At 70.2% G+C, this 20220-nt stretch carries 19 protein-coding genes; 4 read left to right on the top strand and 15 right to left on the bottom strand.

Features of this window, described 5'->3' with window-relative positions; translation table 11 throughout:
• Window positions 1–36: 36 nt before the first annotated feature.
• From rplW to rfbB, 9 genes are all read right to left on the bottom strand, one after another.
• Complete coding sequence (gene rplW / locus ACFVVU_RS21390; RefSeq protein ID WP_355358367.1) at window positions 37–354, bottom strand: 50S ribosomal protein L23; 318 nt, start codon at window positions 352–354, stop codon at window positions 37–39.
• A complete protein-coding gene (gene rplD, locus ACFVVU_RS21395) occupies window positions 354–1031 on the bottom strand; it encodes a 50S ribosomal protein L4 (RefSeq protein ID WP_380682127.1) in 678 nt (225 codons plus the stop codon). The genes rplW and rplD overlap by 1 nt, the downstream gene beginning before the upstream one ends.
• A gap of 5 nt (window positions 1032–1036) precedes the next feature.
• A complete protein-coding gene (rplC, locus tag ACFVVU_RS21400; RefSeq protein WP_189916064.1) occupies window positions 1037–1684 on the bottom strand; it encodes a 50S ribosomal protein L3 in 648 nt (215 codons plus the stop codon).
• Window positions 1685–1698: 14 nt separating this feature from the next.
• Complete coding sequence (gene rpsJ / locus ACFVVU_RS21405) at window positions 1699–2007, bottom strand: 30S ribosomal protein S10 (RefSeq protein WP_012785157.1); 309 nt, start codon at window positions 2005–2007, stop codon at window positions 1699–1701.
• Between the two features lie 389 nt (window positions 2008–2396).
• Window positions 2397–4202 carry a hypothetical protein gene (locus tag ACFVVU_RS21410; protein ID WP_387791545.1) on the bottom strand — a complete coding sequence of 602 codons (1806 nt, stop codon included), beginning with the start codon at window positions 4200–4202 and terminating at the stop codon, window positions 2397–2399.
• 57 nt (window positions 4203–4259) lie between these two features.
• Window positions 4260–4652: a DUF2304 domain-containing protein gene (locus tag ACFVVU_RS21415; RefSeq protein WP_380682129.1), complete on the bottom strand. Its 393-nt coding sequence runs from the start codon at window positions 4650–4652 to the stop codon at window positions 4260–4262.
• Complete coding sequence (locus ACFVVU_RS21420; protein WP_387791547.1) at window positions 4649–5341, bottom strand: glycosyltransferase family 2 protein; 693 nt, start codon at window positions 5339–5341, stop codon at window positions 4649–4651. Before ACFVVU_RS21420 ends, ACFVVU_RS21415 begins: the two co-directional genes overlap by 4 nt.
• Window positions 5342–5410: 69 nt before the next feature.
• A complete protein-coding gene (locus ACFVVU_RS21425; protein WP_387791549.1) occupies window positions 5411–6760 on the bottom strand; it encodes a lipopolysaccharide biosynthesis protein in 1350 nt (449 codons plus the stop codon).
• A complete protein-coding gene (gene rfbB / locus ACFVVU_RS21430; protein WP_387791551.1) occupies window positions 6757–7734 on the bottom strand; it encodes a dTDP-glucose 4,6-dehydratase in 978 nt (325 codons plus the stop codon). Before rfbB ends, ACFVVU_RS21425 begins: the two co-directional genes overlap by 4 nt.
• A gap of 118 nt (window positions 7735–7852) precedes the next feature.
• On the opposite strand from rfbB, the gene rfbA reads away from it, so the two are divergent.
• From rfbA to ACFVVU_RS21450, 4 genes are read left to right on the top strand one after another with little or no spacing between them, the layout of a single operon-like run.
• Complete coding sequence (gene rfbA / locus ACFVVU_RS21435) at window positions 7853–8728, top strand: glucose-1-phosphate thymidylyltransferase RfbA (protein ID WP_355358351.1); 876 nt, start codon at window positions 7853–7855, stop codon at window positions 8726–8728.
• Complete coding sequence (locus ACFVVU_RS21440) at window positions 8725–9324, top strand: dTDP-4-dehydrorhamnose 3,5-epimerase family protein (RefSeq protein WP_380682131.1); 600 nt, start codon at window positions 8725–8727, stop codon at window positions 9322–9324. Before rfbA ends, ACFVVU_RS21440 begins: the two co-directional genes overlap by 4 nt.
• Before the next feature lie 47 nt (window positions 9325–9371).
• The gene (locus ACFVVU_RS21445) at window positions 9372–10268 is read left to right on the top strand and encodes a glycosyltransferase family 2 protein (RefSeq protein WP_380682132.1); all 897 of its coding nucleotides are present in this window, start codon (window positions 9372–9374) and stop codon (window positions 10266–10268) included.
• Between the two features lie 48 nt (window positions 10269–10316).
• Complete coding sequence (locus ACFVVU_RS21450; protein WP_387791553.1) at window positions 10317–11282, top strand: NAD-dependent epimerase/dehydratase family protein; 966 nt, start codon at window positions 10317–10319, stop codon at window positions 11280–11282.
• A 104-nt stretch (window positions 11283–11386) separates the two neighbouring features.
• Here the strand turns inward: ACFVVU_RS21450 and ACFVVU_RS21455 are convergent, their stop codons facing one another.
• The 6 genes from ACFVVU_RS21455 to tuf form a co-directional block, all read right to left on the bottom strand.
• Complete coding sequence (locus tag ACFVVU_RS21455) at window positions 11387–11863, bottom strand: GtrA family protein (RefSeq protein WP_380682134.1); 477 nt, start codon at window positions 11861–11863, stop codon at window positions 11387–11389.
• A 41-nt stretch (window positions 11864–11904) separates the two neighbouring features.
• Window positions 11905–14268: a hypothetical protein gene (locus tag ACFVVU_RS21460; RefSeq protein WP_387791555.1), complete on the bottom strand. Its 2364-nt coding sequence runs from the start codon at window positions 14266–14268 to the stop codon at window positions 11905–11907.
• A 96-nt stretch (window positions 14269–14364) separates the two neighbouring features.
• Entirely contained in the window at window positions 14365–15378 is a 1014-nt protein-coding gene (locus tag ACFVVU_RS21465; RefSeq protein ID WP_380684329.1) for a glycosyltransferase, read from the bottom strand.
• 59 nt (window positions 15379–15437) lie between these two features.
• Window positions 15438–16643 carry an acyltransferase family protein gene (locus tag ACFVVU_RS21470; protein ID WP_387791557.1) on the bottom strand — a complete coding sequence of 402 codons (1206 nt, stop codon included), beginning with the start codon at window positions 16641–16643 and terminating at the stop codon, window positions 15438–15440.
• A gap of 123 nt (window positions 16644–16766) precedes the next feature.
• Complete coding sequence (locus ACFVVU_RS21475; RefSeq protein ID WP_387791559.1) at window positions 16767–18836, bottom strand: hypothetical protein; 2070 nt, start codon at window positions 18834–18836, stop codon at window positions 16767–16769.
• A 184-nt stretch (window positions 18837–19020) separates the two neighbouring features.
• Window positions 19021–20214: an elongation factor Tu gene (gene tuf / locus ACFVVU_RS21480; protein ID WP_030280743.1), complete on the bottom strand. Its 1194-nt coding sequence runs from the start codon at window positions 20212–20214 to the stop codon at window positions 19021–19023.
• Window positions 20215–20220 lie beyond the last annotated feature (6 nt).

Consider the following 20220-nt stretch of genomic DNA (forward strand, 5'->3'; position numbering starts at 1 on the left):
TTTCGTCCTCGTCTTGATCGACGATCACGGCCTCCGTCAGGAGGTCGGACCACCGAAGATGTCGATGCGGTTGCCCTCGGCCAGCTTCACGATGGCGCGCTTGGTGTCCTTGCGCTTGCCGAAGCCCGTCTTGGAGCGCTTGCGCTTGCCCTGACGGTTGATCGTGTTGACAGCCTCGACCTTGACCGAGAAGACGGCCTCGACGGCCTGCTTGATCTGGGTCTTGTTGGCGCCCGGCGACACGATGAACGTGTACTTGTTCTCGTCGAGAAGGCTGTAGCTCTTCTCGGAGATAACCGGCTTCACCAGGACGTCACGGGGGTCCGTGAACGTCTTGCTCGTAACGTCGCTCATCAGGCGGCGCTCCCTTCGAGCTCGCCCTCAGCGGCAACGGCCTTGGCGGACGCGGCCGGACCGGCCACGAAACGCTCGAAGGCGGCCTGGGTGAAGACCACATCGTCGGAGACGAGCACGTCGTAGGTGTTCAGCTGACCGGCGTCCAGGATGTGGACGTTCGGCAGGTTGCGAGCGGACTTGAGGCCCAGCTCGTCCGCACGCTCGACGACCAGGAGGACGTTCTTGCGCTCGGTGATCTTGCCGAACAGGCTCTTGGCAGCCTTGGTCGACGGCGCCTCGGTCGCGGTCACGCCGGTGACGACGTGAATGCGGTTGTGGCGGGCCCGGTCGGTGAGCGCACCGCGCAGGGCGGCGGCGATCATCTTCTTCGGGGTCCGCTGCGAGTAGTCGCGCGGCACGGGACCGTGCACGACGCCACCACCGGCGAACTGCGGCGCGCGGGTCGAGCCCTGACGGGCGCGGCCGGTGCCCTTCTGGCGGTACGGCTTCTTGCCGCCACCACGAACCTCGCCGCGCGTCTTGGTCTTGTGGGTGCCCTGACGGGCCGCAGCGAGCTGCGCCACGACGACCTGGTGCATCAGCGGAACGCTGACCTTGGCGTCGAAGATCTCGGCCGGCAGCTCGAGGCTGCCGGTCTTGTCACCCGAGGGCGACAGGATGTCAATGGTGCTCATATCCTTCACAGCCCCTTCGCCGCGGTGCGGACGAGGACGAGGCCGCCGTTCGGGCCCGGGATCGCGCCCTTGATCAGGAGCAGACCCTTCTCCGCGTCAACCGCGTGCACGGTCAGGTTCTGGGTGGTCACACGCTCGTGACCCATCCGGCCGGCCATCTTCAGGCCCTTGAACACGCGGCCCGGGGTGGCGCAGCCACCGATGGAACCGGGCGAACGGTGCTTGCGCTGCACGCCGTGACCGGCGCCGAGGCCCCGGAAGTTGTGGCGCTTCATGACACCGGCGAAGCCCTTGCCCTTGGAGGTGCCGGTCACGTCGACCTTGACACCCGCCTCGAACAGCTCGGCGGTGATCTCCTGGCCCAGGGTGTACTCGGACGCGTCCGAGGTCCGGAGCTCGACCAGGTGGCGACGCGGGGTGACACCGGCCTTGGCGAAGTGGCCCGCGAGGGGCTTGTTCACCTTGCGGGGGTCGATCTCGCCGAAGCCGATCTGGACGGCGTCGTAGCCGGCCGGGCTGTCAGCGGTGTGGACCTGGGTCACGACATTCGGCCCGGCCTTGACGACGGTCACCGGAACGACCCGGTTGTTCTCGTCCCAGACCTGGGTCATGCCGAGCTTCTCGCCCAGGATGCCCTTAATCTGCTTAGCCATCTTCGGTGCGCCTCTCAGAGCTTGATCTCGATGTCGACGCCCGCCGGCAGGTCGAGACGCATCAGCGAGTCAACCGTCTTCGGCGTGGGGTCGAGGATGTCGATCAGACGCTTGTGAGTGCGCATCTCGAAGTGCTCGCGCGAGTCCTTGTACTTGTGCGGCGAGCGGATGACGCAGTACACGTTCTTCTCAGTGGGCAGCGGCACCGGGCCCGCGACCTGCGCACCAGTACGGATCACCGTCTCGACGATCTTCTTCGCCGAGGAGTCGATGACCTCGTGGTCGTAGGCCTTGAGCCGGATGCGGATCTTCTGTCCCGCCATGGCTACCTTGTAGTCCTTCTGTCCTAGTCACTGCACGACCCCCGCTCCGACCCCCGCGCTCGGGCGTGTCGCACTCGCGCTTGCAAAAAACCGGCGATCAACTCGTCGGTTTCGAACTGTCGGGGTGGGGAGGCCGGGTCGAGGCCCCGCATACGCTTCCCGGAAGATTCCCGTACGTCCGCCCCGCAGCTGCCGTGGCGTAACACTCACGCTTGACGGCCATCACGGGAACGACGAGTACATGGGACTCGCTTCCAGTCCTCCCGGCGGGAGGCGCGCAGCATCGGCAACTCAACCGAGCAACTTGGACATACTGCCACAGGCGTGCGCCGGAAAGCCAATCGGGGCCGGTGAGGAGCACCTCACCGACCCCGACGCGTTCCGCCCGGCTACTTCGCCGGACCGTTGTCCCACGGGGCCCGGCGACCGCAGACCGCCTGCCAGTCCTCGGTCGCGACGCCCGCGCACCAGACGAACTTCTTGTCGTCCTTGTCCGGCGTCCAGTCCTTGACGATGATGTCCGCGCAGGTGGAGACCGGCGCGAACCGCGGGCAGCTGCCGTCGGCCTTCTTGATGGTGTGCGCGCGCCAGGCGTCGAGCCCCATCGTCCCGGCCTTCTCGTGCTCCGGCATGTACCGGTTGACCGACCAGGAGGCGCCCATGGTGCCGAACAGGGCGAGGGCGCAGACCAGGCCGGCGGCGAGCTGGCGCAGCATCCGGCCGGAGAGCACCGAGCTGCCGGCCGGCGCGTCGTCCTTGCGCAGCACCCGCTCCAGCCAGCCGCTGCCGCGGTGGAAGGCGGCCATCAGACCCAGCACGGCCAGGATCATCAGGCAGTACAGGATGATCCAGGTGGTCCGGGGGTACAGCGCGACGGTGCCGGTCTGCGCCATCTTCCCGGCGAAGGTGAAGCGCATCAGCCAGGCCCCGGCCAGCACGGCGGCGGCCGTGCGCACCGCGAGGTTGCGCAGCCCCAGCCCGATGCCCAGCCCGACACCGGCGACCAGCAGGATCGCGAAGCCGCTCTGGCCGGCCAGCTCACCCGAGGCCGGGTAGTCGTGGTAGGTGGTCTGGCCGACCCGGTCGGACATCCAGCCCATGATGTAGGTCGGGTCGGTGTACACCATGATGTAGCCGTAGCGGTCCGGGACGTCCGCCCCGATCGTGGCCAGCTGGTACAGCAGCGGCGAACCGACGAGCCCGGCGCTCACCACGGTGGTGCCGATGAGCGCGAGCCCGTTGCGCACGGCCGTACGGCCCCCGCGCCAGGGGAAGACGAAGAGCGTCAGCACGGCGATGCCGGGAGCCGACCACAGGTACCAGCCGGAGTACCAGAGGAACAGCAGGCCGAAGACCACGCCGAAGCCCAGGCCCCGCAGCAGCGCCGAGCGCGTCGACAGCTCGCCGGCCCGGCGGACCTCGCGCAGCACCGCGGTCAGCAGCGGAACCAGCATGATCATCACGACGTGGCTGTACGGGCGGATCGGGTCCAGGAAGACCACCGCGGCCGGCACCGCGATCAGCAGCGCCCAGAACGGCCGCAGCAGCAGCCGCCAGGACAGGTAGCTCATCGGCCCGACCAGCGCGCTGAAGAGGATCTGCAGGTCGTGCAGGGCGAAGCCCTCGCCGCCGATGCCGTGGTAGCGGATCTTCGCCCAGAGCGCGATCAGCGCCGGGAAGCCGGGCGGGTAGACCCCGGGCAGGCCCTTGTCGTCCAGCATCCCGGTGGCCATGTGGACCAGGACGCTCGGGTCGCCCTCCTGGCCGCCGAGCGGCCAGGGCGTGCCGTTGAGGGCGACCACCACACCGCCGGCGATCACACCGGTGGACAGGCCGGCCAGGGCGGCGCAGACCAGCCGCTGGGTCAGCCGGTGCCGGCGCAGGGTGCCCCGGTAGGCGGTGAAGACCAGCACCGCGAGCAGCGGCAGACCGACGACCGCGACGTACTGCTGGATCTTCGCCAGCCCGCTGACCTGGCCGATCCGGTTCAGCGGGTTGACGTCGATCCGGGTGCAGAGCAGCGTGAACCCGACCGCCGCGACGACGCTGACCAGGACCTCGGCCGTTATCTGGGCCCAGCGCCTGCTCAGCAGGCCGGGTGCGGCAGCCCCGGCCGGTGCGACCGGGGCGGCCGCACCGGAGGGTTCGGCCTCCGGCGTCTCGGTGCCGACCGTTCCGGCGGCCAGGTTCGTCATCTCAGTCCCTTTTCCGTCGGACGGTGGTACGGGCGTGGCCTCTTGCTCGGGATCGGACTACCGCTCGGAGCCGACCGGGAGGGCGGGCTCGTCCTCGGCGAAGCGCTCCTTGTTGACGCGCTGTCCGTCGTTGACGGCGACGGTGCGGGCCAGGTCGGTCAGCTTCTTCTCCAGCGAACGGAAGCGCATGAAGGTGTTCAGCGTCATGAAGGCCATCGCCACGACGAGCAGGTAGAGCACCAGGTCGGTGCCGCGGCCGACACCGAGCTTGTTGGCGATCCAGGTCACGTCCTGCGGGCGCAGCACGGCGTACACGTTGGCGATGACGAACGCGAAGAACGCCATCCGCTTCCACGCGCGGGTGTGCGCGGCGTCCCAGCGGCGGATGAAGGCGAGCACGAGGACACCCGTGCCGACCATGAGCAGCAGCTGGATCCAGAGGTACTTCACTTGCGGCCACGCTCCCTGAGCGAAATGTCGAAGAGGATGTTGACGCCGTTGATCAGCGACTGGCCCTTGGAGCGGGAGTACTCGGTGTACAGGATGTCCACCGGGACCTCCATGACGCGCAGGTCCGAGGAGGCCAGGGTGGCCACGATCTCGGAGGCGTGAGCCATGCCGTTCATGGTGATGCGAAGCGCGGACGCGGCCTTGCGGTTGATCACCCGCAGGCCGTTGTGGGAGTCCGTCAGGTTGAGCTTGCGTGCGGTGGGGCTGATCGTCGCGGCGGTCCGCAGGACCACCCGCTTGATCCACGGCACCTCGCCGGTCTGCTCGATGAAGCGGGAGCCGAGGACCACGTCGGCCTCGTCGGCCCGGAGCAGGGCGACCATCTTCTCGACGTCGTGCGTCTGGTGCTGGCCGTCCGCGTCGAAGGTGGCGAAGTACTTGGCGCCGGGCTGCTTGAGCGCGTAGTTGAAACCGGTCTGCAGGGCCGCGCCCTGACCGAGGTTGACCGGATGCTGCACCAGGTGCGCACCGGTGGTCATGATGGTCTCGGCCGAGTTGTCGGTCGAGCCGTCGTCGATGACGACGATGTTGGGGAACGTCTTGCGCGCGTTCTCGATCACGTCGGCGATGACGGTTCCCTCGTTGTACGCGGGAATCACCAGCCACACATCGTCATAGTCGGACATCATGGCTCCATGCCGCATCGTGCGGCCGCGGGTCGCGGCGAAATCGAGTGGTGGGGGTGGACGCGGAGCCGGTCATGCCGAGTCCACGAGGGAGCGCCGGGACGAACCCTGCACATCGGCCGCGGCACCGGGCGGTTCCCGCAGGAAGGTCAGCCAGAGCGCGGCGAGCATGCATCCGACCGCGGCCAGCGAACCCATAGTGTAGGCGAGGCAGACCCGGGTCGCGATCGCCCCGGGAGCAAGCGTGGTGACCATCAGGGCAACAGTTCCGGTCGCCCAGCCCAGCAGCTGGAGACGATGGCGGTGCAGGACCAGCAGCGCCTGCCCGAGGACCATCGCGAGCATGTAGAACAGGGTGCCCGCCGACATCAGCAGGAAGTCGAGCGACCCGAGCACATCGTCGGCCTTGAAGAGCACCTGGATCAGCCACGGCCCGAGGATGGTGGCCGGGATGCCGCCCGCCACGCCGAGCACGGTGACCACGCCGCAGGTGCGCATCAGCAGCTTGGAGAAGCCGGAGCGGTCGCCGGCGGCCGCGGTACTGGACAGTCCGGCCAGCAGCGAGGCCTGGAGCGAACCGAAGACGAACAGCGGCACCCGGGCGAGGACGACCGCGTTCAGCAGGCCGGCCACCAGGGGCGCGTTGTCCGGGGCCAGCAGCCGGGTGGAGATCACGGCCGCGTTCACGACCACCTGCGAGAGCAGGGTGGAGGCGACCAGCGGGGCCAGGCCGCCGGTGAGCGAGCCCCAGCCGACGGCCGGGCCGGCCGAGATCCCGGAGCGCAGCGGCCGGACGGTGGCCAGCACGGCCAGCAGCGGGGCGACGGCCAGGATGAGCGCGAACACCAGCGGCGAGCGGACGCCGGCGATCGCGCAGCCGACGGCCAGCGCGATGCGCAGACCGCCGTCCACGGCGAGCTGGGTGCCGTACGCGCCGAAGCGGTTGAGGCCGGCGAGCACGCCGCGGCTGACGTTGCCGGCCGCCATCGCGGCGAAGGAGGCGGCGAGCGCCACGACCATGCTGCGGTGGCCCTCGAAGAAGGTGTCCGCCAGCGGGCGGGCCGCCACCGCCATGCCGACGGTCAGCACCGCCAGCATCCCGGCGGTGATCAGCAGGATCCGGCGGACCACCGGTGCGGCGCCCTGCCCGCCGACCACCCGGGCGGCCACGATCCGGGTGAGTTCCTGCTCGACGGGGAAGAAGAGTCCCAAGCCGACGGACATCAGGATCGTCCAGAGCAGCGAGACCGAGGCCATCTCCGGCTTGCCGAGGCTGTAGCCCGCCGCCATGAGGTGGATGTAGGAGGCGGCGCCGAGCAGCACCGTTCCCCCGATCACCAGCTGGGTGCCCGGGGGAAGCGCGCTGACGACCTTGGCCAGCGGGGAACGGCGCTCCTGCGCCGTGCTGCCCTGTTGGTTCACGACTGCTGCGCGGCCTTCACCTTGAGCGGCTCCCACCAGGCGCGGTTCTCGCGGTACCAGGCGATGGTCGAGGCGAGGCCCTCCTCGAAGGTGACCTGCGGCTCGTAGCCGAGCTCCTCGCGGATCTTGGTGATGTCCAGCGAGTAGCGCAGGTCGTGGCCCTTGCGGTCCTCGACCCGGTCGACCATGTCCCAGCCCTGGCCGGCGGCCTCCAGCAGCAGGCCGGTGAGCTCCTTGTTGGTGAGCTCGACGCCGCCGCCGATGTTGTAGACCTGGCCGGCCCGGCCCTTGCGCAGCGCGAGGTCGATGCCGCGGCAGTGGTCCGAGACGTGCAGCCAGTCGCGGATGTTGCCGCCGTCGCCGTACAGCGGGACGCGCTTGCCGTCGATCAGGTTGGTGGTGAAGAGCGGGATGACCTTCTCGGGGAACTGGTACGGCCCGTAGTTGTTGGAGCAGCGGGTGACCACCACGTCCATGCCGTGGGTGCGGTGGTAGGCCAGCGCCAGCAGGTCCGAGCCGGCCTTCGAGGAGGAGTACGGGGAGTTCGGCGCGAGCGGCCACTCCTCGGTCCAGGAGCCCTCGGTGATCGAGCCGTACACCTCGTCGGTGGAGACGTGCACGAAGCGGCCGACCTTGTGCTTGCGCGCGGCGTCCAGCAGCACCTGGGTGCCGACCACGTTGGTCATGACGAACGGACCGGCACCGGCGATGGAGCGGTCGACGTGCGACTCGGCGGCGAAGTGGACGACCGCGTCGTGGCCGGGGATCACCTGGTCGACGGCGTCGACGTCGCAGATGTCACCGCGGACGAAGGAGTAGCCGGGGTGGTCCGCGACGGGCGCGAGGTTCTCCTCGACGCCGGAGTAGGTCAGCTTGTCGAAGACTGTGACGCGGGCCGCGGGATCCGCCGACAGCAGCGCGCGGACGTACTGGGACCCGATGAATCCGGCGCCGCCGGTGACGAGGATACGCATAGTGCGGCTGAGTATAGTGCGCGCCCGCAGGCCCTCCCGCCGGGGTCCGGGAGGACGATCCGTGGGCGTCCGAAGGCTGGTTGCGGCCGGGTACGGCAGGCCACGTAAGGTGTGCGCCATGCGCGGCATTCTTCTTGCGGGCGGCACCGGTTCCCGCCTCTGGCCCCTCACCCGGGCAGTCTCGAAGCAGCTTCTTCCGGTCTTCGACAAGCCGATGATCTACTACCCGCTCTCGACGCTGATCATGGCCGGGATCCGCGAGATTCTGATCATCACCACGCCCCAGGACCGGGAGCAGTTCGAGCGCCTGCTCGGCGACGGCTCGCAGTTCGGCCTGGACCTCCAGTACGCCGTCCAGGAGCGCCCCGAGGGCATCGCCCAGGCCTTCGTGCTGGGCGCCGACTTCATCGGCGACGAGCCGGTCGCGCTGATCCTGGGCGACAACATCTTCCACGGCAGCGGCCTCGGCACCCGGCTCGCGCAGCGCACCGACCCCAAGGGCGGCATGGTCTTCGCCTACCCGGTGGCCGACCCGACCGCGTACGGCGTGGTGGAGTTCGACGAGAGCGGCCAGGTCATCTCGATCGAGGAGAAGCCCACCCGGCCGAAGTCCCGCTACGCGGTGCCCGGCCTGTACTTCTACGACAACCGCGTGGTGGAGATCGCCCGCACGATCACCCCGAGCGCCCGCGGCGAGCTGGAGATCACCGCCGTCAACGACGCCTACCTGCAGCGCGGCGAGCTCCAGGTGACCGTCCTGGACCGCGGCACCGCCTGGCTGGACACCGGCACCTTCGTCTCGATGGTGCAGGCCTCGGAGTTCGTCCGGGTCATCGAGGAGCGCCAGGGCTTCAAGATCGGCTGCGTCGAGGAAGCGGCCTGGCGGGCCGGCTTCCTGACCTCCGAGCAGCTGCGCGAGCTGGCGCAGCCGCTGCTGAAGAGCGGCTACGGCCAGTACCTGGTGAACCTGCTGGACGAGGAGAACGCCCGATGAAGTTCCGCGAGCTCTCCATCGAGGGCGCCTGGGAGATCACCCCGCAGCAGCACGGCGACCCGCGCGGCCTGTTCATGGAGTGGTACCGCTTCGACCGGCTGTCCGAGGTGGTCGGCCACCCGCTGCGGATGGCCCAGGGCAACCTCTCGGTCTCCGCCAAGGACGTCGTCCGCGGCATCCACTTCGCCGACGTCGCGCCGGGCCAGGCCAAGTACGTCAGCTGCGTGCGCGGCGCCGTGCTCGACGTGATCGTCGACCTGCGGGTCGGCTCGCCGACCTTCGGCCGCTGGGAGTTCGTCCGCCTCGACGACGTGGACCGCCGCTCGGTCTACATCTCCGAGGGCCTGGGCCACGGCTTCTGCGCGCTCTCCGACGACGCGACGCTCTCCTACGTCTGCTCGGAGACCTACAACCCGACCGGCGAGCACGCGGTGCACCCGCTGGACCCGGACCTGGCGATCGAGTGGCCGGCCGGCACCCCGCAGCTGTCCGCCCGGGACGCCGCCGCCCCGACGCTGGCCGAGGCCATCGAGACCGGCCTGCTGCCGGACTACGAGGAGTGCCTGCGCTACCGGCGTTCCCTCAGCGGCCAGTAGCCTTCTCGCCGTCCCCTCCTACCCGGAAAACACCTGGTGCGCCGCTCATGACAACTCTTGACATCATGCTGCCCTACTACGGCAACGTCGCCCTCATGCAGGCGGCCGTCCGCAGCATCCTGGCCCAGAGCGACCCGAACTGGCGCCTCACCGTGGTGGACGACGGGAAGGAACCGGACGTCCCGGGCTGGTTCGCCGGACTCGGCGACGACCGGATCTCGTACCAGCGCAACGAGCGGAACCTCGGCGTCACCGGCAACTACCGCAAGTGCCTCAGCCTGGTGCGCGAACAGCACTTCGTCATGATGGGCACCGACGACATCATGCTGCCGAACTACGTCGAGACCGCCCGGGCCGTCCTCAAGGACAACCCGGACATCGGCATGGTCCAGCCGGGTGTGCAGGTCATCGACGGCGAGGGCAAGCCCACCGAGGGGCTGGCGGACCAGGCGAAGAAGCGGATCTACGCGCCCAAGGTGCAGGGCCGCAAGCAGATGAGCGGGGAGGAGCTGGCCATCAGCCTGCTCCGCGGCAACTGGCTGTTCTTCCCCTCCATCTGCTGGCGCACCGAGGCCGTGAAGGCGGTCGGCTTCCGGGACAACCTGGAGGTCACCCAGGACCTGGCGCTGGTCATCGACCTGCTGCAGACCGGCGAGCAGATGATGATCACCGACAAGGTCACCTTCCAGTACCGTCGGCACGCCGTCAGCATCTCCTCCGCGCAGGCCTTCACCGGCGTCCGCTTCGAGGAGGCCAACCGCTTCTTCCGGGACGTCGCCGACCGCCTGGACGCGCACGGCTGGTCCCGGGCCGCCAAGGCCTCCCGGCTGCACCTGTCCTCCCGGATCCACGCGCTCACCATGGTCCCGGGCGCGGTCAAGAGCCGGCACAGCGAGGGCGCCAAGACCCTGCTGCGGCACGTCGCCGGCACCGACCGCTACTGAGCAACGTCCACCGCCCCATCCGTACCCGACCTACCGGAACCAGAGGCCATGGCCGCTAGCAGCACAGCTCTCCCCCGGGTCGCCGTTCTCGGCGGCACCGGCTTCATCGGGCGCACCATCCTCGCGACGCTCGCGGAGCGGGGTCACCACCTGCTCACCATCGCCCGCAAGGAGCCGGCCGACGCCCTGCCCGGCGACTTCGCCCGGCTGGACCTCACCAACGACCCGCCGGCGGAGCTGGCCGCCCTGCTGGCCGAGCACCGGATCGACGTGGTGGTCAACGCGGCCGGCGGGATGTGGGGCCTGACCGACGAGCAGATGGTCGGCGCCAACGTCGGCATGGTCTCCTCGCTGCTGGAGGCGCTGCGGTCGATGACCGCTCCCCCGCGCCTGGTCCACCTCGGCACGGTGCACGAGTACGGCCTCTGCCCGATCGGCGTCAGCCTCGCCGAGGACTCCGAGCCGCACCCCTCGATGGTGTACGGGCAGCTCAAGCTGCGGGCCACCGAGCTGATCGCGGACGCCGTGCGCCAGGACGGCCTGGACGCCGTCGTCCTGCGGCTCGGCAACGTGGTCGGCGCGGGCCAGCCCTCGCACAGCCTGCTCGGCGTCATGGCGGGCAAGCTGGCCGCCGCCCGGGCCGCCGGGACCGCGGCCGAGCTGTCGCTGCAGCCGCTCACCGCCCAGCGGGACTTCGTGGACCTGCAGGACACCGTCGACGCGATCGTCGCCGCCCTGCCGGCCGCCCCGCAGGCCCCGGCCGTGCTCAACGTCGGCCTCGGCCGGGCGAGTTCGGCCCGCGAGCTGGTCGAGCTGCTGATCGAGGTCAGCGAGGTGCCGACGAAGATCACCGAGCTGCCGGCGCCGGACGGCTCCGGTCCGGAGACCGAGTGGCAGCAGCTGGACGTCACCGCGATCGGGCAGGCGCTCGGCTGGGCCCCGCGCCGCCCGCTGCGCGAGGCGGTCCGCACCCTCTGGGAGGACGAGGTGCGGCGCACGCCCGCACTCGGCTGATCCGCGAACGGCGATCGCCCCCGGTCCGCTTCGGCGGGCCGGGGGCGATCGGCGTTTCCGGGAGGCACCCGGGGCGTTCCGGGTGTCCCGTGGTGTCCCGGGGGTTACTTCTCCTTGAACACCCAGACCTTCATCAGCAGGAACCGCACCACGGTGGCCAGGCCGTTGGCGACGATCAGTCCGCCCACCTCGACCACCTTGGAGGCGTCCGGCAGGGCCACGTCGAGCAGCGCGAGCACACCGGCGCTCAGGCCGAGGCCGATGAGGAAGGCCACGGCGCCCTGGAGCTGGTGGCGCAGGGCCCCGTCGGAGCCGGTGATCCCGAAGGTGAACCGCCGGTTGGCGGCGGTGTTCGCGACGGCGCTGACCGCCAGCGCGATCAGGTTGGCGATCTGCGGGTCGACGAAGCGGCGGGCGACCACGTAGAGCCCGAGGTAGAAGAGCGTGCTCAGGACCCCGATGATCAGGAAGGACGGGATCTGGCGCTTGGCGGCGGGCGCCCCCGGGCCGCCGTTCGCGGTCTCCGGCGCCACGGTGGGTTCGGCGGTCGGCGGCATCTGGGCCCCCCTGGTCTCGTTCATCGGCAGGACAGTCGGATCGGTTCGGATCAGCCCGGGTCGACTCAGGTCAACTCGAACACGGCCACGCGGCCGTTGTCGTACGCGGGCCTGGCCAGCTGGCCCAGCCGGGCGACGTCGGCCCCGGCCTTGCGGTCGGCCACCAGGTAGCGGACGTGCTGCTGCTCCCGCAGCCTGCCGACGTTCTCGGCGGTCGGCCGCTGGAACGTCTCGTCGTTGAGCCGCAGCAGGTCCTGGTCCCAGAACGCGCCGTTGCCCTCGGCCATCACCCGCGGCGAGTACGCCCAGCCCTCGACGAGCACCGAGCGCTCGGAGTAGCCGCTGAGCCAGAAGGACAGCGAGTTGCCGCAGCCGGCGTTGGGGTCGGCGTAGTCGTCCGGGCGCCGGCAGTGGGTGTTGGTGGCCAGCACGTCGTCCGGCTCGCTGTGGTCGCGGACCCAGCGGGCCGCCTCGACCTGGCTGGCCGGCAGCGGCCAGGCGCTCTCCCAGACGTGCTCGCGGGTCTGCAGGCCGTCCAGCAGCAGGGTCGGCGCCCCGGCCAGCAGCACCCCGGTGAGCAGGACCACGCCGCCGCGACGCCGCAGCCCGGGCACCGCGCGGCGTCCGAGCACCCACCAGAGCAGGCCGACGACCAGCGCGATCCCGGCCAGCGCGGCGGCGGCGGCCACGGCCGGCAGCAGCGCGTCGTAGGTGTGCCACTCGGTGGCGGAACCAGCCCGCCGGAGCACGAACCCGGCCCAGTCGCCCGCGTACCGCTGGATGCCCCAGGTGAGCAGGGCGACAAAGAGCACCGCACCGGCGGCCAGCGCGGCCGCGGCCCGCCGCGACAGCCGGGCGCGCTCGACGCTCTCGCAGTAGCCCCAGGCGGAGAGCAGGATGCCGAACGGCAGTCCGGCCAGGGTGAAGTAGCTCGCGTTGAAGCCGTTCACCACGAAGTAGAGCGCCGGACCGGCCAGCGCGCCGCCGAGCAGGAACCACTGCACCGGCTGCAGGGCCAGCCGGCGCCGCCACATCAGCGGCACCATGCCGGCCACCCGCAGCTGGTGGTTGAGCACGAACGCGAGCAGGGTCAGCAGCGCCAGCCCGGCCTGGACCGGGGTCGAGCGCAGGTGCTCCGGGTCCGCCCAGTAGCCCTTGATGTTGCCGAGGGGCACGATCTCCAGGCCGTAGCTCTCGAACCGGAAGATCACCGCGGTGGTGAACACCTGGGCGGCGCCCAGGATCGCGCCGAGGCCCACGATGTTCCACGGGATCCGCCGCTCGACCAGCAGCACCACCGCACCGGCGAAGGCCAGACCGGCCAGGGTCACCGGCAGCGAGCTGGCCTTGGCCGCGCTGGACGCCAGGGCGAACAGGCCGGCCAGGACGAAGGCGCCGCGGCCGAACGCCGGAACCGCCCCGGCCTCCTCCGGTCCGCGCAACCGGTCCCCCACCGCGCCGATCAGTGCCAGCAGCAGCGGCAGGGCGTAGGTGAGCGAGAGGCTGGCCCAGGACATCAGCGGCACCGAGAGCGCGCCGAAGACCCAGCTGTTGACGTCCGCCGGGTAGTTGACGGTGAACTCGCCGATCGCGAAGACCAGCGTGGCGGCCACCGGCCCGGTCCACGGCCGGGCGGTGATCCGCCAGGCGACGACGGCGGCGACGACCATGGCGAGCGCCGAGAGCGCCGGCACCATCAGCCGCATCTGCACCACGGCGAGGTCGATGTCGCCGACCATGCTGGTCATCGCCATGTGGGCGAAGGTGAACCAGTGGTAGTTCAGCGGCTCGCCGGCGGCCTGCGGGAAGGTCAGCGGGACGTGGTGCTTGGCGTTGCCCGCCAGCGACAGCAGGTACGGCAGGTCGATGTACTGCCGCGTGGTCTCGCTGTCGGGGAGGATCGGGTTGGTCCGCAGCGCGACCACGTACAGGTAGAGGGCGGTGAAGGCGACCGTCGCCGCCACGGCCCAGGACCACGCCGCCGAGGGCGTCCGGTAGCCGGTGGGCCGCCAGTGCCGGCGCAGCGACGGAACGGCCACGAAGGGCACCACCACGGCGAGCGGCCAGGCCGGGGCCAGCGACTGCAGGCCGGACGAGACCAGCACCGCCCAGGCCGCCAGCTCCAGCACCAGGCCGACGACGGCGCCGAACGCGAGGTCCTCGACCAGGGTGTGCGGCCGGCGGCGGAGCGCGCGGAACACCAGGGTGCCCGGCAGTACGACCGCCCAGGCCGCGTAACCGGTGTACTTGGCGACGTCGAGCGGAGCGGTACCGGTCTTCAGCAGGACCGCCACCAGTACCAGGTAGGCGGCCGCGGCGGGCAGGAAGCGCCCGGCTGCGGGCAGTCGCCGCACGGCCGGCCCGGCGCCGTCGGCGGACCGCTCCGGGCTGCGGAGCGGTGCGGAGGCGGTGCTGTCAGTGGTACCCATCGCTCTTCTCTTCCTGGGACCTCGCGTCTGCCGCCGGCCGGCCGCAGTGCCCGGGGGCCGTCCCGTGGCGGCGGTGCGCCACGGGACGGCGGGGGCTCACGCCACGTACTCGGAGACCTTCGAGGTCCTCGTGCGGCCGTCCTCGGCCGAGTCGTAGCCGACGAAGTAGGCCGGCCGCGACTGGCTGGCCGAGTAGATCCGGCCGACGTACTCGCCCAGCAGGCCGATGCAGATCAGCTGGACCGCGCCGAGGAAGAGCATGCCGATGAACAGCGACGACCAGCCGGGGACGGTCTTGCCGAGGGCGTACTCGACCGTGGTGTAGACGCCCAGGCCGAAGCAGAGCACGAAGCTCAGCAGGCCGAGCCAGGTGGCGAGCCGCAGCGGGCTGGCGGAGAAGTTGGTGATGCTGTCGATGGCCAGCCGCACCATCTTGGAGAGCGGGTAGTGGGTGCTGCCGGCCACCCGCTCCTCGCGGACGTAGACGACCTCGCCGCTCGGGAAGCCGAGCCACGGCACCAGCAGGCGGTAGACCGGCTGGTGCTCGGGCAGCGACTTGAGCGCGTCGACGGCGGCGCGGCTGAGCAGGCGGTAGTCACCGGCCTGGTTCGGCATCTTCTTGCCGACCAGCTTGCGCATCAGCCAGTAGTAGGCCCCGGCGGTGCGCCGCTTGAAGAAGGTGTCGGTGCCGCGGTCGCCGCGCACGCCGTAGACGATGTCGAGGTTCTGCGACCGGGCCAGCGCCAGCATCTCCGGGATCTTCTCCGGCGGGTCCTGCAGGTCGGCGTCGATGGACACGACGTAGTCGCCGAAGGCGCGGTGGATGCCGGCGGTGAGCGCCGCCTGGTGGCCGGAGTTGCGGGCGAACCGGACGATCCGGAACTCGGGCCAGTCCTGGTGGATCTTCTGCATGATCGCCGGGGTGGCGTCGGTGCTGCCGTCGTCGATGCCGACGACCTCGTAGCTGACGGACAGCCCGTCCAGGATCGGACGGAGCCGCTGCACGGTCAGCGGCAGGGCCTCCTGCTCGTTGTAGATCGGGATGACCACCGACAGCAGCGGAGGGGCCGAATCGCCGGACCAGCCCGGCGCAACTACTGCATTGTCCATCGTTGTTCGCCTATTCATGAAGATCTGTGCGGTCGACCGGGCACCGGCTGGGGGGCCGGTCAGCTCCGGGTGCGCTCGGGCTCGTCGGAGACCTGGCGCAGGGTGAGCATCGAGCGGTCCAGCCCCTTCTTGAGGGCGCCGGAGAGCGGCCGCTCGACCAAGCGATGGATGAGCCACGCGGTGGCCAGGACGATCACCAGCGCCACGGCCAGGGCCCCCCGGACCCCGAGCCCCTTGGTCTGCGCGAAGTGGATGATCGTCCAGCCGATTTCCTGGTGGATCAGGTAGACGGGATAGGTGAGCGCACCGGCGATGGTGAGCCACTTCCACGAGGCCCAATTGAACCAGCCCAGGGCGGCGGCGAGCACCAGCGCGATCGCCAGGGTCATCACGCCCGCGATGACGTTCCAGGACAGGGGGTAACCGAGGACGCTCTCGTAGAGGACCTTGATCGAGTTGATCCGGGACAGGGCCAGCATCCAGCTGAAGCCCACGATCCCCCAGAGCAGCAGGTTCGGGCCGAAGCGGTACATCAGGAACATCGCGATGCCGGCGATGAAGAACGGCGCCTGGTCCGGCATCGCCAGGGTGGTCAGCAGCGGTATCTGGGCCGGGACGGACAGTGCGCCGGCCACCGCCCAGATCCCGCAGAACGCCACCACCCGACGGTAGGTCAGGCCCCTGACCACCACGACGGAGAACAACAGGTAGAACTTCATCTCCGCCCAGAGGGTCCAGTACACGCCGTCGACGTGGTGGACCCCGAAGGGCTCCTGCAGCATGGTGAGGTTGGCGAGCACCCGCGAGGCGTCCAGCCCGTCCGCCGCACCGGACCGGGCGTACTCGGTGGCCGTCAGCAGGACGACGGTGGTGAGCGCGACGCCGGTCCAGTAGGCGGGGTAGAGCCGGATCACCCGCGAGACGAAGAAGTCACCGGGCCGCTTGCCCCAGCAGCTCATGCAGATCACGAAGCCGCTGATCACGAAGAACAGCTCGACCCCGAGCCAGCCGTACGACGCGATGTGGTTGAGCGTGGGCAGGACCTCCCGCGGGGTCTTGCCCGGCCACACCCCGGGGATCCCGACGTAGGCGGTCCAGTGGAACGACACCACGGTGAGCGCCGCGATCAGGCGCATGCCGTCCAGGGCGTAGAGCCGGGGCCGGCGCGGCCGGGTCGCGGAGTGCCCTCCGCCGCCGGCGGAGGGCGCTGCGGCACCACTGTGCCCGGGACGCGAAGGCTGCGTCAGGGCAGGGGCATCAGTCATTCGGGAGTCGCTTTCGCGAGTGGGGGGGCTCGGCTCCGAACCGGTGCTCGCGAAGGGCGCGAGCACGACAGGGCGTCAGTCTAGCGGGGCGGAATGATAGCCCCCTTGGACGGGGGCGGCGGCTCAGTCGCCGGGGAAGCTCTTGTTCCACGGGTGGATCCACTGGTTGTCCGGCATGGCGACGACGGTGGCCTTCAGACCGGCGTCGGCGATGTCGCGGCTCATCCGGTCGGCCAGCCCGCGGTCCACGACGACGATGGTCAGCGGCTGCCCCACCTTCGTGATGGCCAGCCGGACGTGCTCCATCGCCGCCTGGTACTCCGCCTCCGGACGCGGGGCCGCACCGATGTTGATCCAGTGGGTCTCGTACAGCGGGAGCATCTCGCCGCCGCGCTCGCGCAGCAGCGCCGCGAGCCAGGTCGACTTCAGGTTCTTGTAGTCGTCGTTCGAGTACAGGGCCATGACCGGGCCCTGGATGTCCTTCAGGTCGGCCAGGACGGTCGCGCCGTCGCGGGGGCCGATGTCGCTCCAGGCGTCGCCCCGGCTCCACCCGATCAGCGAGTTGGTGTGCCAGGCCACCGGGCCGCCCTTGAAGGAGTGGACGTTCCACTGCATGCCCGCGAAGAGGCTCAGCGCGGTCGCCACGGCGAGCCCGGAGAGCACGCCGTCGGTCGCCAGCCGGCGGACCCGGGAGGAGCGGACCGGCGCCGGGGTCCGCAGCAGCGAGCCGACCGCGCCCAGCGAGATGAGGGCGACCACGATCGCGCAGCCGGCCAGCTTCTCGAAGTAGTAGGAGTACTCGCCCAGGGTGTTGATCTGGTACCAGCCGAAGCCGAACACCACGACGCCGGTGCCGAGCACCACGGCGAGGTGCGCCTGCCCCGAGCCGGTCCGGCGGTTGGTCGGGGCGAGGGCCGCGAACAGGGCCAGCAGCATGCCGCCGACCAGCAGCGTGCGGTCCGCCTCGACGCTCGGGCCGCCGAGGCTCGCGGTGCTCGCGACGTCCAGCTCGGACAGCACGGACACCGCGCTGGGCAGACCGGCCAGGCCGAGGCCGACCGCGCCCATCAGCGCGTAGCGCAGCCACCGGCGGGGGCCGCCGGCGAACCTGCGGCGGTGCACCAGCACGGAGAGCACGACGGCGACGCCGACCGCGGCGCCGAACAGGTTGTAGACGTAGGTGACGGTGATCAGGCCCGCCAGCGCGACCACCGCGTACTCCGCCCGGCCCATGGCCGGACGGATCAGCAGGGCCAGCGTCACGGCGAACATCAGCAGGCCGATGATCGTCGAGTCGAAGCCGTGGATGACCAGGTAGGTGTAGTTGCTGGCGAGCATCAGCGCCATGACCGTGCCGCAGACCGCGGCGGTGCGCCAGCCGCGCAGTCGCGGTCCGCCGATCCAGCGGGCCGCCCAGACCAGCACGGTGGCCAGCAGGGTGTACGCCGCCAGGACGTACAGCAGGTACCGGTTCATCACGCCGAGCATGGCGCCCGGGTCGGCCGAGGAGTGCACCAGCGAGTCCACCCAGGCCAGCAGGAAGTGGGTGCCCTGCGGGTAGGTCACCTCGGCCGGGGACATCATGTACGCCTTGGCCGCCTCCTGGTGGAGGAAGTTGTAGCCGCCGACGTGCTGGATCCCGGAGAAGTACGAGAAGTGGTTCAGCCGGTCCTCGGCGGTGCTGAAGAAGGACAGCCGCTCCGCGGCGGACTTCCCGGCCAGCGGGTGGTGCAGGTAGCGCCAGAAGACGGCGGCGGTGCCGAGCACGAGCAGGTCGGACGGACGCACCCGCAGCGGGATCCGGGGCCGGCGGCGGGCGAGCCAGCCGGTCACCGCGACGGCGGTGAGCAGGGTGCCCGAGGTCGCGACGGGCGAGAGGCCCCACGGCCAGAGCGAGAAGAGCAGACCGGACACCAGCACCGAGCCGACCACTATCAGGCCGGCCACCACCAGGCGGTCGAGGAGGCCCCCGCCGACCCGGATGACGGAGGCGACGGCGAGCAGCAGGATCGGGAGCACCACGATGCCGAGCCCGAGCGGGACGAGAGCGGCGGGCACCAGCCAGGCGGCTGCCACGACGGCCGCCAGCACCGGCAGACTACGTCGCCCCGGCGTCCCGGCCGGCGCCGACGGCCCCTCGTCGGCGGCACGGCCCGGCCGTACCCCCTCCGGCGTGGGGAATGTGGTTGCCACGAACGTTGCCCTTCGATCGACCTGGACAGCACAGTGGTTGTCCGAGTACTGACTGATGCCAGTGCCCCCCGGCAACACTGGCCGATCATAGAACAGCCACAAACATGGAAAGACCGAGGGCCCGGCAGACGTGAGTCCACCGGGCCCTCTTCGACCCGAGAGCCGAACGGTCAGAGCGTCGAAACTACTTGACGATCTTGGTGACCTGGCCGGCGCCGACGGTGCGGCCACCCTCACGGATGGCGAACTTCAGGCCCTCCTCCATGGCGACGGGCTGGATCAGCGCGACGGTCATGGCGGTGTTGTCGCCCGGCATGACCATCTCGGTGCCCTCGGGGAGGGTCACGACGCCGGTCACGTCCGTGGTACGGAAGTAGAACTGCGGGCGGTAGTTGTTGAAGAACGGGGTGTGGCGGCCACCCTCGTCCTTCGACAGGATGTAGGCCTGGGCCTCGAAGTCGGTGTGCGGGGTGACCGAACCCGGCTTGATGATGACCTGGCCGCGCTCGACGTCCTCGCGCTTGATGCCACGGAGCAGCAGACCGACGTTCTCACCGGCCTGGCCCTCGTCGAGCAGCTTGCGGAACATCTCGATGCCGGTGACCGTGGTGGTGGTCTTCTCGGTCTTGATGCCGATGATGTCGACGGTCTCGTTGACCTTGAGGATACCGCGCTCGATACGACCGGTGACGACGGTGCCACGACCGGTGATCGTGAAGACGTCCTCGATCGGCATCAGGAACGGCTGGTCCACGGCGCGGGCCGGGGTCGGGATGTTCTCGTCGACCGCGTGCATCAGGCCGAGGAGCTTCTCGCCCCACTCCTTGTCGCCCTCCAGCGCCTTCAGCGCGGAGACGCGGACGACCGGCAGGTCGTCGCCCGGGAACTCGTACTCGGAGAGCAGCTCGCGGACCTCGAGCTCGACGAGCTCCAGGATCTCCTCGTCGTCCACCATGTCGGCCTTGTTCAGGGCGACGACGATGTACGGAACGCCGACCTGGCGGGCCAGGAGGACGTGCTCCTTGGTCTGCGGCATCGGGCCGTCGGTGGCGGCGACCACCAGGATGGCGCCGTCCATCTGGGCGGCACCGGTGATCATGTTCTTGATGTAGTCGGCGTGACCCGGGCAGTCGACGTGGGCGTAGTGGCGCGCCTCGGTCTGGTACTCGACGTGCGCGATGGAGATGGTGATACCGCGCTGCCGCTCCTCCGGCGCCTTGTCGATCTGGTCGAACGGCGTGAAGGGGTTGATCTCCGGGTACGCGTCGTGCAGCACCTTGGTGATGGCCGCGGTCAGCGTGGTCTTACCGTGGTCGATGTGACCGATGGTGCCGATGTTGACGTGGGGCTTCGTCCGCTCGAACTTCGCCTTCGCCACTGAGTC

Source organism: Kitasatospora sp. NPDC057965, from assembly GCF_042887135.1.
Lineage (GTDB): Bacteria > Actinomycetota > Actinomycetes > Streptomycetales > Streptomycetaceae > Kitasatospora.

Coding starts and splice junctions, on each gene's coding strand:
- rplW (WP_355358367.1), bottom strand. CDS start 354: ATGAGCGACGTTACGAGCAAGACGTTCACGGACCCCCGTGACGTCCTG.
- rplD (WP_380682127.1), bottom strand. CDS start 1,031: ATGAGCACCATTGACATCCTGTCGCCCTCGGGTGACAAGACCGGCAGC.
- rplC (WP_189916064.1), bottom strand. CDS start 1,684: ATGGCTAAGCAGATTAAGGGCATCCTGGGCGAGAAGCTCGGCATGACC.
- rpsJ (WP_012785157.1), bottom strand. CDS start 2,007: ATGGCGGGACAGAAGATCCGCATCCGGCTCAAGGCCTACGACCACGAG.
- ACFVVU_RS21410 (WP_387791545.1), bottom strand. CDS start 4,202: ATGACGAACCTGGCCGCCGGAACGGTCGGCACCGAGACGCCGGAGGCC.
- ACFVVU_RS21420 (WP_387791547.1), bottom strand. CDS start 5,341: ATGATGTCCGACTATGACGATGTGTGGCTGGTGATTCCCGCGTACAAC.
- rfbB (WP_387791551.1), bottom strand. CDS start 7,734: ATGCGTATCCTCGTCACCGGCGGCGCCGGATTCATCGGGTCCCAGTAC.
- rfbA (WP_355358351.1), top strand. CDS start 7,853: ATGCGCGGCATTCTTCTTGCGGGCGGCACCGGTTCCCGCCTCTGGCCC.
- ACFVVU_RS21440 (WP_380682131.1), top strand. CDS start 8,725: ATGAAGTTCCGCGAGCTCTCCATCGAGGGCGCCTGGGAGATCACCCCG.
- ACFVVU_RS21445 (WP_380682132.1), top strand. CDS start 9,372: ATGACAACTCTTGACATCATGCTGCCCTACTACGGCAACGTCGCCCTC.
- ACFVVU_RS21450 (WP_387791553.1), top strand. CDS start 10,317: ATGGCCGCTAGCAGCACAGCTCTCCCCCGGGTCGCCGTTCTCGGCGGC.
- ACFVVU_RS21455 (WP_380682134.1), bottom strand. CDS start 11,863: ATGAACGAGACCAGGGGGGCCCAGATGCCGCCGACCGCCGAACCCACC.
- ACFVVU_RS21460 (WP_387791555.1), bottom strand. CDS start 14,268: ATGGGTACCACTGACAGCACCGCCTCCGCACCGCTCCGCAGCCCGGAG.
- ACFVVU_RS21465 (WP_380684329.1), bottom strand. CDS start 15,378: ATGGACAATGCAGTAGTTGCGCCGGGCTGGTCCGGCGATTCGGCCCCT.
- ACFVVU_RS21470 (WP_387791557.1), bottom strand. CDS start 16,643: ATGACTGATGCCCCTGCCCTGACGCAGCCTTCGCGTCCCGGGCACAGT.